The 11892-nt window shown below is 39.2% G+C and carries 10 protein-coding genes and 2 rRNA genes; 8 read left to right on the top strand and 4 right to left on the bottom strand.

Features of this window, described 5'->3' with window-relative positions:
• From J678_RS0104025 to J678_RS09455, 3 genes are all read left to right on the top strand, one after another.
• Positions 1-227: ribosomal RNA gene (locus J678_RS0104025) — 23S ribosomal RNA — on the top strand; the annotation flags it as partial.
• 178 nt (positions 228-405) lie between these two features.
• Positions 406-520: ribosomal RNA gene (gene rrf / locus J678_RS09460) — 5S ribosomal RNA — on the top strand.
• A gap of 107 nt (positions 521-627) precedes the next feature.
• Positions 628-1041, top strand: coding sequence for an SRPBCC family protein (locus J678_RS09455; RefSeq protein WP_006582395.1), 414 nt, complete (start codon positions 628-630; stop codon positions 1039-1041).
• Between the two features lie 28 nt (positions 1042-1069).
• On the opposite strand, the gene J678_RS09450 is transcribed toward J678_RS09455, so the two are convergent.
• The gene (locus tag J678_RS09450) at positions 1070-1762 is read right to left on the bottom strand and encodes a TIGR04219 family outer membrane beta-barrel protein (RefSeq protein WP_006582396.1); all 693 of its coding nucleotides are present in this window, start codon (positions 1760-1762) and stop codon (positions 1070-1072) included.
• A 629-nt stretch (positions 1763-2391) separates the two neighbouring features.
• Here J678_RS09450 and J678_RS09445 point away from each other — a divergent pair.
• Positions 2392-3870 carry a sodium-dependent transporter gene (locus tag J678_RS09445; RefSeq protein WP_002053942.1) on the top strand — a complete coding sequence of 493 codons (1479 nt, stop codon included), beginning with the start codon at positions 2392-2394 and terminating at the stop codon, positions 3868-3870.
• Positions 3871-3882: 12 nt separating this feature from the next.
• Positions 3883-4026 (top strand): methionine/alanine import family NSS transporter small subunit, encoded by a 144-nt coding sequence (locus J678_RS09440; protein ID WP_002053803.1) that lies wholly within the window; start codon positions 3883-3885, stop codon positions 4024-4026.
• 43 nt (positions 4027-4069) lie between these two features.
• Here J678_RS09440 and rsmB read toward each other — a convergent pair whose 3' ends face one another.
• Positions 4070-5374: a 16S rRNA (cytosine(967)-C(5))-methyltransferase RsmB gene (gene rsmB, locus J678_RS09435; protein WP_006582397.1), complete on the bottom strand. Its 1305-nt coding sequence runs from the start codon at positions 5372-5374 to the stop codon at positions 4070-4072.
• On the bottom strand, positions 5371-6333 hold the full coding sequence (gene fmt / locus J678_RS09430) for a methionyl-tRNA formyltransferase (RefSeq protein WP_006582398.1): 963 nt from the start codon (positions 6331-6333) through the stop codon (positions 5371-5373). The genes rsmB and fmt overlap by 4 nt, the downstream gene beginning before the upstream one ends.
• A gap of 348 nt (positions 6334-6681) precedes the next feature.
• Between fmt and ilvD the strand changes: the two genes are divergently transcribed.
• The 3 genes from ilvD to J678_RS09415 all read left to right on the top strand — a co-directional run bounded on the left by ilvD (position 6682) and on the right by J678_RS09415 (position 10924).
• On the top strand, positions 6682-8511 hold the full coding sequence (gene ilvD, locus J678_RS09425) for a dihydroxy-acid dehydratase (RefSeq protein WP_004711295.1): 1830 nt from the start codon (positions 6682-6684) through the stop codon (positions 8509-8511).
• A gap of 313 nt (positions 8512-8824) precedes the next feature.
• The gene (locus tag J678_RS09420) at positions 8825-10114 is read left to right on the top strand and encodes a hypothetical protein (RefSeq protein WP_006582399.1); all 1290 of its coding nucleotides are present in this window, start codon (positions 8825-8827) and stop codon (positions 10112-10114) included.
• 78 nt (positions 10115-10192) lie between these two features.
• Entirely contained in the window at positions 10193-10924 is a 732-nt protein-coding gene (locus J678_RS09415; RefSeq protein ID WP_006582400.1) for a sulfite exporter TauE/SafE family protein, read from the top strand.
• A gap of 9 nt (positions 10925-10933) precedes the next feature.
• Here the strand turns inward: J678_RS09415 and J678_RS09410 are convergent, their stop codons facing one another.
• Positions 10934-11824, bottom strand: a complete 891-nt coding sequence (locus J678_RS09410) for a LysR family transcriptional regulator (RefSeq protein WP_006582401.1) — start codon at positions 11822-11824, stop codon at positions 10934-10936.
• Positions 11825-11892 lie beyond the last annotated feature (68 nt).

Below are 11892 nucleotides of genomic sequence, written 5' to 3'. Positions count from 1 at the left end.
GAACCTCTGGTGTACCGGTTGTGACGCCAGTCGCATCGCCGGGTAGCTATGTTCGGAAGGGATAACCGCTGAAAGCATCTAAGCGGGAAGCCTACCTCAAGATAAGATTTCCCTAGGAATTTATTCCTCTAAAGAGCCGTTCGAGACTAGGACGTTGATAGGTTGGATGTGGAAGCATAGTGATATGTGAAGCTGACCAATACTAATTGCTCGTGAGGCTTGACTATACAACACCCAAGCAGTTGTATATAAAGCATCAATCGATTCATAAATCTACAAAGAAACTTGATTTAGTTATTTCACTAGATAAAATGAACACAGTCAGATTCAATCAGCCCAATCTGTAAAGATTTGGAAAACGCTTCGGCAGTCAATAAGACCAAAGCAAGTATCCATAACAGTTGTGCTGGCGACCATAGCAAGAGTGAACCACCTGATCCCTTCCCGAACTCAGAAGTGAAACCTCTTAGCGCTGATGGTAGTGTGGGGTTACCCATGTGAGAGTAAGTCATCGCCAGCTCATTATTCCAAACACCCCAATCTCAAAAGAGGTCGGGGTGTTTTTTTATTTGTCATATGATTACTTCAAGAATAATATAAATTCGATAAAATATGGAAAAATACAAAATGATGAAGGCAATTGAGTTATCTCAATATATTCCGTATCCACCTAAGAAAGTATGGGAAGCATTGACCACACCTGAACTCATTCAACAATGGTGGGCTAAAGGAGATATTCAGCCTAAAGCTGGTCATCAATTTACTTTAGATATGGGTAGTTTTGGAGTACAACATTGCCTAGTTAAGGTGGCTGATAAAGAAATTTTATTTGAATATGACTTTGCAATTGGTGTACTTGATACAACTCTAAGATGGCAATTAATTCCTCAAGGAGAGGGCACACTTTTGCAGCTTAAACATTCGGGATTTAATGAGAATTCTTCTGTGGGACAACAAGCTTTTATGGGTATGAGAAAAGGTTGGCCACAAATTTTAAGTCGAATTGAGACGGTAATTTCTAATTATAAAAAAATAGGGTGAAAGGATATTTCTCTCACCCTCATTGAGTCTAAAAATGTGCTTCTAAGCCAACATAAGGGCCTTTAAACTCAAATTTAAGGTCATTGTTATCATAATCATCTAAGTCAATATTAAGTACGCGATAGCCTGCTTTAAGGCCTAAATCGACTACTAAATTATCGACAAATTTATACTTTACTTCTGCTAATGCATCTGTGATTTTTGCATCATTAAAGTTTGTATAAGTTGCTTCACCTTTAGCACTTAAACCTGTGAATGGAAGTTTTACTTCTCCCGACAAATAAGCAATAGGATATGTTTTATCAATATCTACACGTTTACCTGTATAGGCGGTGATATCACCATTTAATACGGTTGCACCCAGACCCGCATCCACACTCACAATATTATCTAGTAATTCATAATAAAGAATAAAATCACTATGATCTAAATTAATCTTATAGTTAGCTTGACCTAAGGTCTCTGATTTAGTTTGAGTATCTAGATTAACGTAACGAATTTTTGCATTTGGAATAAATGGGATTGGGTGCTCGAATGCTAATGAAAGTTGTGCACTGCCTTTTCGATCTAAGTCTTGGTCATCTGGCAATTGTGTAGACATGTTTGCTTTACCATCGTAAAACCAATAGCCCACGTCCCCTTTAACTCCTATAAAATCCGCTTGAGCAAATCCGCTAAGACTCATCCCGAGTGCCAAAAAAGACATTTTTAATATCTTCATCATCATATCCTAAGAAAAGAAATCTTTGAGCGCATGATATAGACATCTGAGAGGTTATGCATTGATGAAAAATGGTGAATATAAAACTTTTAGAATTATAATTATTTTTATTAATTTATGTTTTTGATTTTATTATTAAAATATAGATTTAAAGTGGGGCTTGTTAGGAAAAATTTTAGTATAAATTTTGTGTAATACGTCGGTAAGATTCTGTAATTTTACTCATCTAAAATTGGTTGATATATCTACTTTATAAAGTAGAAAATAATTTAAATGGTAGAAAATATCATTGCTTATATTCTCTAATAATATGTTTTAGAACATGAATATTAGCTAAAAAATAACCAATCTAAATCAAAATCTCTAAAAAAACGTAAAATTTCAGACGGAAATTACAGTAAAAATAAATAAAAACGGGTATTGTTCAACTATATAGGGGCAAAAAATGGACAAAAATCTTTAAGGAAGAATTTTCTATTTTTGCTTGTTTGAAATGAAAATAAAAATACTCAAAAGGTGCCTTTTATTCTCTATCAAACACAAAAGTATTCTTTGGTTCTTTTTTTGCGTGCGGAATAACAATCAACAAAAGCAGTAAAAATAAGTAATCTTTTAACATTAGGTGTTCTATGACAGATTCTCGTGAAAACTGGACGTCACGATCTGGTTTTATTATCGCAGCCGTTGGTTCGGCTGTTGGTTTAGGTAATATTTGGCGTTTCCCCTACGTTGCTTATGAAAATGGTGGTGGTGCGTTCCTTATTCCTTACTTACTTGCACTTATTACGGCAGGGTTACCATTACTATTTTTAGATTATGCAGTAGGTCATCGTAGTACAGGATCGCCTCCTAAAGCGTATAGAGCTTTGTTTAAAGGCGGAGAAACTCTAGGATGGTGGCAGGTTTGCGTCTGTATCATTATTGGTTTGTATTACGCAAGTGTTCTGACTTGGGCTGGTAGCTACATTTATTTTTCTATTGGCCAAATGTGGGGAAGTGACCCGGAAGGCTTCTTCTTCAATACCTATTTACAAACCACAAAAGCGACTGGCTTTGATTTGCAGTTTGTAGGCCATTTATTCTGGCCAATTGTTGGAATTTGGGCACTGACTTTAATCATTTTATATGGTGGAGTGAAAAAAGGTGTTGAATTATCTAATAAGATTTTCATGCCTTTATTATTCATCTTATTTACGATTTTAGTGATTCAGTCATTACGTTTACCGGGTGCAGTACAAGGTTTAAATGCTTTCTTTACTCCAAACTGGTCTGCCATGATGGACTATAAAGTTTGGTTAGCAGCCTATGGTCATACTTTCTTCTCACTCTCTGTTGGTTTCGGGATTATGGTGACCTATGCATCTTACTTAAAACCAAAAACCAATTTAACTGGCTCCGGTCTTATCGTTGGTTTCGCGAATGCATCGACAGAGATTTTGGCGGGGATCGGTATTTTTGCAGCGCTTGGCTTTATGGCACATGCTGCAGGTACTGAAGTTAAAGATGTGGTGAGTGGTGGTATTGGTCTCGCATTTATTGCCTTCCCTAAAATTATTTCAAGTTTAGGTTCTGGTGCTGATCTATTCGGCCTTTTATTCTTCTCTTCATTATTTGTAGCTGGTATTTCTTCAATGGTTAGTATTTTGGAAGTACCTATTGCAGCGATGCAAGATAAGTTGAAGTGGAGTCGTAAGAAAGCGGTAACCATTATTGGTGGCGGTAGTGCTCTAGTCTCAATTATTTTATTCTCAAGTGTAAATGCAATTAAGCTCGTTGATATTGTCGACCATTTTATCAATAACATTGGCATTATTGGGGGAGCATTGATATCAATTATTAGCGTAGCTTGGTTTAAGCGCTCAGCTCTTAGAGAGCTTCGTGATCATGTCAATCGTATCTCAACCATTCAATTGGGTAAGGGATGGGATTTCACCTTAACCGTGATTACTACTTTTATCCTATTAACAACACTCACTATGACTGTTTTTAATTTGATCAAAAATGGCTATGATACTTATAGTATGAGCTTACAAGGTGTATTTGGCTGGGGCAGTGTGATTTTCTGTGCAGTCGTTGCTATCGTGTTAAGTAAAATGAAAGATCGCTAGGAGGATAAAATAATGAATACTTCGGCAATCGTGATGATGATAATTTCAATGGTATTTGTATGGGGGGGACTAGCTTTATCCATCTTACATTTATCAAGACATCCTGAAGAGTTAGATGAAGTCTTAGAAGAAGTCAAAGACCAGCACACTCTTTAATACTGATCTAGTAAAAAAGCAGGCTTAAAAGCCTGCTTTTTTATTATGCAATTTTTTGAATTTTACAATAATAGAAACCATCACCAGATTGTGCTTCTGGCAACAGTTGTCTGCCATGAGCTTGTTCAATTCCCCAATCTGCTTCAATTTTTACTTCTTTTGCATCGGTATGCTCTGCAAAGAAGCTAATCATCTGCTGTTCATTTTCAGCTTTTAAAATTGAACAGGTGATGTAAAGCAGGGTGCCTCCAACTTTAAGTTGCTGCCACATGTGCTCTAAGATCTGCTTTTGTAGCTCAATGGTTTGGGCTATGTCACTAGATTGGCGCAATAGACGTATGTCAGGATGACGTCGAATTACACCTGTCGCAGAACAAGGTGCATCAAGCACGATACAATCCACAGGTTGGGCTGGAGTCCACTTGGTTGCATCTGCTGCCAGAATTTCAGTATGGCTTTGATCTAGTGCTAGTCGGTTTAGGTTTTCAGTTACACGGACTAAACGACTTGGATCCTGATCAATGGCGATTAACTGTGCTGGTTTAAATTTTTCAAGCAAATGAGCCGTTTTTCCACCTGGAGCCGCACACGCATCAATAACTGTTTTATTGTTTAAATCAGGCAATAAGGTTACACATAGCTGTGCATGTTCATCTTGTACAGAAAACCAGCCCTGTTCAAAACCTGGTAACTGTGTAATTTGTACAGATTGTTCAAGAATAATACCCGCGTCAGATAGAGTACACGCACGTGCCTGAATGTCTAAACTTTGTAGTTTTGCTAAATAAGCATCGCGACCGATATGGCGTTGGTTTACTCGTAAAGTTAAAGGTGCGGCTTGCTTTAACGATTGGCAGAGAGCTTCTGTTTGTTCTCCCCAATCCTTCTTTAAACGCTTAAAAAGCCAACTTGGTAAGCCATGGGCTTGCTGTAAACCTTGTTGAAAGTCCTCAGTTTCGCGAGTTGCTCGGCGCAAAATTGCATTCACAATACCGCTGAGTGCAGGGAAACCAAGTTGTTTAGTCGCATCTACTGTTTCTGAGATGGCAGCGTGCGCTGCAATACGCGTGCATAAAACTTGATAAAGACCAACGTATAAACAAGTTTCTACTGTCTCATTGTTTAAAGGTTTGCTGAGCAAAGGCAGACTAATTGACTTAAGTGCGAACCATTGGCGTAAAGTACCTAGAACAAGTTCATGAAATAACGCACGATCACGCTCTGCGACTTGATTCAGCTGTGTATTTAAAATACTAGCCAATGATTGGCCCTGCTGAACTTTGAGTAACGTTTGGACGACTTGAGCGCGCAGGTTAAAACGTGATGAGTTTGAAGTAACCTGACTCATGGCAGAATCTGTCCTACATGAAGTTTTTGAGTTTGTGCAATTTGTTGAGCATTTAATGCTTTACCACCTGGCCACTGTACGCTCGTTAGACAAATAAATGTATTTTCACCGCAAGCAACATGTACGCCTTGTTTATCAATTGCAATAATTTCACCAGCTTGAGCATGTGCTTTGCTTTGGCTAGAAACTAGAGAATTCCAAACACGCAGTGCATTATTTTCATCAAGTTGAACAAAAGCGACTGGCCAAGGGTTAAATGCACGGATATTGCGATCTACTTGAACTGCATTCATAGACCAATCAATACGAGCTTCTGACTTTACGAGTTTATGAGCATAGACCGTTAAACTTTCGTCTTGGACTTCGCGTTCTGCCAAATATTTTTGTAGTGTTGCTTCTGACTCGAGTACAGCACAAATTGCTGTTGCTCCTTGTGCTGCTAACTTGTCATGTAAAGTCGCAGAAGTATCTTCGGCAGTGATCGGACAATAGGTTTTATACATCATATCGCCTGTATCTAAACCTGCCGCCATTTGCATGATGGTAATGCCGGTTTCTTCATCACCTGTTGCAATCGCGCGTTGAATTGGCGCTGCACCACGCCAACGTGGTAATAGTGAGCCGTGAATATTTAAACAGCCATATTTAGGTGTATCGAGCACAGCTTGTGGAAGAATTAAACCATATGCTGCAACCACCATGACATCAGCGCCTAAAGCAGCCAGTTCTTGTTGAGCAGCCAAGCCTTCTTCAGTTGAAGCTTTGAAGTGAAGCGGTTGATAAACAGGAATATTATGTTCCAGTGCAAGCTGTTTTACAGGAGACGGTGTTAGTTTTTGTCCACGGCCTGCTTTACGGTCTGGTTGAGTATAAACCGCGATAATTTCATGGGAAGTTTTTAATAAAGCCGCCAATGCTGTTGCAGCAAATTCGGGGGTGCCAGCAAAAATAATTTTCACAGATGCAATCCAAAAAGAGTTTATACGTAGTATACGTGAAAAACGATTGAAGCCCTAAACTCATGGTGATTGAGCATTTTAGTTTTTAAATAGTGAACAAAAAATTATTGAAAAAATTTTATTGATAAAAAAAGGTTATAAAAAAATAAAAAATTATTCATGTAAGTTTTGCTAAATATTGACTGAGTATTATCGTTCTTGGCTTTCCCTATATTATTTGCTTCTATAGAATGGAGAATGATCAAATTATGATGATGAGTCAATATTCCGACTGATCTAACGCTATATCAGTATCATTCAGCCAGAGTGGAAGTCATTTCACTCAAGCACAACTTGTTGGAAATACAAATGCCTGACTATCGTTCAAAAACATCGACACACGGAAGAAATATGGCTGGCGCACGTGGCTTATGGCGTGCAACAGGAATGAAAGATGAAGATTTCGGCAAACCAATTATTGCTGTGGTCAATTCATTTACTCAATTTGTTCCGGGCCATGTCCATCTAAAAGATTTAGGGCAGCTTGTCGCAGCAGAAATTCAGGCAGCAGGTGGTGTTGCTAAAGAGTTCAATACAATTGCGGTGGATGATGGTATCGCGATGGGGCATGACGGCATGCTTTATTCATTACCATCACGTGATTTAATTGCGGATTCAGTTGAATATATGGTGAATGCTCATTGCGCCGATGCGATGGTATGTATTTCGAACTGTGACAAAATTACTCCGGGAATGTTGATGGCCGCTATGCGTCTAAATATTCCTGTGGTGTTTGTGTCTGGCGGACCAATGGAAGCAGGTAAGGTTAAATTCCGTGGTGATGAAAAGGCCATTGACCTTGTAGATGCGATGGTTGTTGCTGCTGATGATAGTTATACCGACGAAGAAGTTGCAGAGTTTGAACGTTCAGCATGTCCAACTTGTGGTTCATGTTCAGGTATGTTTACTGCAAACTCAATGAACTGTTTAACCGAAGCTTTAGGTTTATCTTTACCGGGCAATGGTTCTATCGTTGCAACGCATGCAAACCGTAAAAAATTATTCTTAAAAGCAGGTCAGCTTATTGTTGAATTGGCTAAGCGCTATTACGAACAAGAAGATGCAAGTATTTTGCCTCGTTCAATTGCCACTAAAGCTGCCTTTAAAAATGCGATGACTCTTGATATTGCAATGGGTGGATCAACCAATACAGTTCTCCACTTGTTAGCTGCGGCAAATGAAGCTGAAGTTGATTTTACGATGGACGACATTGATGAGTTGTCACGTCGAGTACCAGTGCTTTCAAAAGTAGCGCCAGCAAAACAAGACGTACATATGGAAGATGTACATCGTGCAGGCGGTATCATGGCCATTTTAGGCGAGCTTGATCGTGCCAATTTATTGGATGTATCTGTACCGACAGTACATGAAAAAACTTTAAAAGATGCTTTAGATAAGTGGGATATTATCCGTACTGAAAATGCAGAGGTTTATGAGTTCTATCGTTCATCTCCGGGTGGTGTTCCGACTCAAGTTGCATTCTCACAAAACCGTTACTACTCAACTTTAGATGGCGACCGTGAAAAGGGCGTAATTCGTAATGCAGAACATGCATTTTCTAAAGATGGTGGTTTAGCTGTTTTATACGGCAACATCGCACTTGATGGTTGTATCGTAAAAACTGCGGGTGTAGATGAATCTATTTTAAAATTCACTGGTACAGCACGCGTTTTTGAGAGCCAAGATGCAGCTGTAGAAGCAATTTTAGGTAATGAGATTAAAGCTGGCGATGTTGTTGTTATTCGCTACGAAGGTCCACGTGGTGGTCCGGGCATGCAAGAAATGCTTTACCCAACCAGCTATCTTAAATCTAAAGGTTTAGGAAAAGACTGTGCCTTGGTTACAGATGGTCGTTTCTCTGGTGGTTCATCAGGTCTTTCAATTGGTCACGTTTCGCCAGAAGCTGCTGAAGGCGGTGCAATTGGTTTAGTTGAAGATGGCGATACCATCGAAATTGATATTCCAAACCGTACGATTCATTTGAATATTGATGATGCGACTATGGCGCACCGTCGTACAGTTCAAGAAGCGAAAGGCTGGCATCCGAAAGAAGAACGTAAACGTAAAGTATCAAAAGCGTTAAAAGTTTATGCAATGCATACTACAAGTGCGGCAAAAGGAGCTGTACGCGTTCTATAAAATATTCAATTTTAATAATTGAATAGGAAACATGCACCCATTAACACGATGAATTGATATCATGTTAAGGGTGCATTTTTTATGTCTGGTAAAAAAAATCCGCTTGTAGGAAAAGGTGTTTTCAGATCATTCTATGGGTTTCCCATAAAATGGTGATAAAATCTTCACCTACGCAGAAACTCGCGAAATAACATGACATATTTTCTGCGCGAACTTAGGTAGTCATTTTTCCATCTCGACTACTGTTTCACCTTGCACTATGATCAAAATAACTTTTGATCTCGCTTAGGATTTATTTTTAGAGGCACTACTCATGTCATTGCTACGCCGTTGGTTTGACCCTATCCGATCGAGCTGGTTTTACCAAAAGCCTTCTCGTCAAGCGGTGTTACCCACGGAAAATGGTTTAAGTATTTATTTACGACTTGATGATGTGTATAGCTATCTGGCTGTTCAGCAATTGTCTCAGCTAGATGAAATTTTAAGTGATGAGCTTAAACCTTTAAAAATTATTATTTCTCATACATCTTCTGAACCTCCGAACAGCATGACGCAAGAGGAGTGGCAGCATTATTGTTTAAATGATGCCAAGATTTTAGCAAATCAGCATCGTTTTGCTTTTGATGAGTTCCCAGAAATCCCAAGCCAAGAAGCTTTAAAACAAGCCGCTGTCATACTAAAAAGAACCCCATTACAAGGTCAGAACTTCTTCCATTTACTTGAAGATATCTTTCACATGCTTTGGCAACAGCAATATGGAAAGTTACGTACTTTACATGCCATGGCGGTGAAGCATCAGATGCCACAGCACTTCCCAGAACGTATTTTTACAGATGAGCCCGTACAGGCAGCGTACTTTGAATTTGGTGGACGTAAATATCACGCAGTGGATGATTTATTACGTCTAACCCGTCGTTTAAAACAACAAAAGTTACTGACAGGTATTCCGATTTTTTTAATTAATCATATCGAATGGCGTGAACATTTGATTAATGATGCTGAAGCACTTAATGAAATTCAGGCTCTTCATCCTGAACTTGATGTATTTATCGCTTTAGAAGACCCGATGAGCTGGTTGCTGCTTGCCTATATTAAAGAAGAGCTTGCTGACTATTATGATATTCAGCTAAAAGTTTATCCGCTGAGTTATCGAGGCCGAGACTGGTTTGACTGGAGCTTGGCAACACGTGTGTCTAAACGTACAGAGGTTGCTTTTACACCTTTTTGCCGTCCTACAGAAGAAAGTACACTTGAGATGGCGAAACTTTTCTATAGTGTGCCGGAAAATCAGCAACTTGATACAATTTTTACTATTTTGCAGGCCGTTTGGACTAAAGGAAAAGATCCATCTTTCCAGAAGCATTTCCAACAGTTACAGCAACAACTTGGCATTGAGCATTTAACCGAACAGGATGTACCGTCTGTTTTGGAGCAAAATGATGCGCTTTGCAAGAATAAACATCAGCCTGATTTACCAGTTTTAGAGTTGCGTATTGATGGGCAAAGTTATGTATTTAATAGCTTGTATCGGGTTTGGATGATTGAAAGCATTTTTAGCAATGTTTTAGAAGAAAAATATAAAACAGCCTCAACTTCTAATTGAGGCCTACTCCAAAAAACAAGAATAGGGCAAAACCTGTTTTTTCCGTAGCATAACCATGTAGGGAATCGGAGATAAACAGTGACATTTCTAGCTATTATTATGATGGTATTTGTCTTTGCGGGCATGATCAAAGGCATGATTGGCCTAGGTTTGCCCGCGGTCTCAATGGGCTTACTTACCATCGCAATGAGCCCTTTTCAGGCAGCATCCCTACTCATTGTTCCTTCAATGGTCACCAATGTCTGGCAACTTTTTGCTGAGGGGCATGTTTGGACTTTTATTCGCCGTTTCTGGACTTTGCTTATAGGCATTGTTGCTGGTTCAATATGGAGCTTTTTGCCGACTTTAAGTCAAAGCCATGGGCACAGTAGTGAGATTTTATTAGGAAGTATGTTGGCCTTATATGGGCTTTATGGATTATGCGTCAAGAAACTTCCACACTTAGGTAAACATGAGCGCTGGTTATCGCCGATTATTGGATATATTGGTGGGGCAGTGACAGTAGCAACAGGCGTTATTATTATTCCTATCGTGCCATATTTGCAGTCTTTACATTTAAAACGTGATGAGTTGGTACAGGCTTTAGGATTAACGTTTACCGTCTCTACCATTTGCCTTGCAGTGTTTTTACATCATAACCCGATGTCGGGAGTAACACTGGACTATCGTTTATCTTTTGCTGCTTTGTTGGCTGCACTCGTTGGAATGTGGATCGGTAAAAAAATTCGTTATCGACTCAATGAGCAGTTATTTCGCCGTATCTTTTTTATAGGTTTAGTGTCATTAGGGCTTTATATGATTTTGCACTAAGCCAAATTTCTAAGGGCGATGCTCTAATAGAAAATCTGCAAATTGCTTATAACTGCTAGGCAGCTGGCTGAAATTTTGTGTTGCCAAAAGTAGTTTTCGGTTTGCCCATGCGCCGAGTAATTGGATGGAGTGGAAATCATAGTCCGATTGCAGGCGCTGCGCCGCACGGGCAGGCATAATCGCAATACCCACGCCTTTGGCAACGACTTCAGCAATTGCGCTAAAGTTAGGTAAGCGCAAACGGTACTGTATGTTAAAGCCTAATAATTTAGCTTGAGTTTCAATGGACTGTTGCAAAGAGTGGTGGGCTTTAAGGCCAATAAAACCATAGCTTAAAGCCTCTACCAAATTTAGCTTTTGATATTGAGCTAACTTATGTGTAGCAGGACAAATCAAAACTAAAGGATCACTCGCAAATTCTTTTGTTTGCAAATGTCGAGTATCAAAAAAGCTTGAGACCAAGCCAAGGCTCGCAATTCCTTGGGTTAATGCATCTACAATTTCTGAGCTTTCTGCTTCGTGCAAATCGATATTCATTTCAGGATGAAGCACTAAGTATTGCGGTAATAACGGAGGCAAATATTCGCTTTGAGCAGAAGAGTTACACCAAAGTGTTAATGCTTGAGTTGTAGAGGACTTAAAGCGCTGCATTTCTTGTTCGAGTTGATCTTTTTGAGCTAAAAGCTGACGAGCATGCTCTACAAATGCATGTCCAGCTGTCGTGAGCTCTACGCCTGTAGTTTGGCGAATAAATAAGGGTGTTTCAAAATACTGTTCAAGTTTTTTTATACGCTCACTTGCTGCTTGTAATGAAATTGCAGAACGGTCAGCGCCTTTGGTTAGACTACCAGTCGAGACAATATGAAGAACTAGCTGTAAATCAAAAAAATCAAAACGCATGATAGGAACGTATTGAAATGCAAAAATTCATCATACTAAATCGCAATGAAAAAAGGCAGCTTACGCTG

The sequence above is a fragment of the Acinetobacter sp. 1424608 genome (assembly GCF_000588255.1).
Taxonomy (GTDB): Bacteria; Pseudomonadota; Gammaproteobacteria; order Pseudomonadales; family Moraxellaceae; genus Acinetobacter; species Acinetobacter nosocomialis.
Note: the sequence above shows the minus strand (reverse complement) of the source record. Positions and strands in the feature narration are given on the sequence as shown.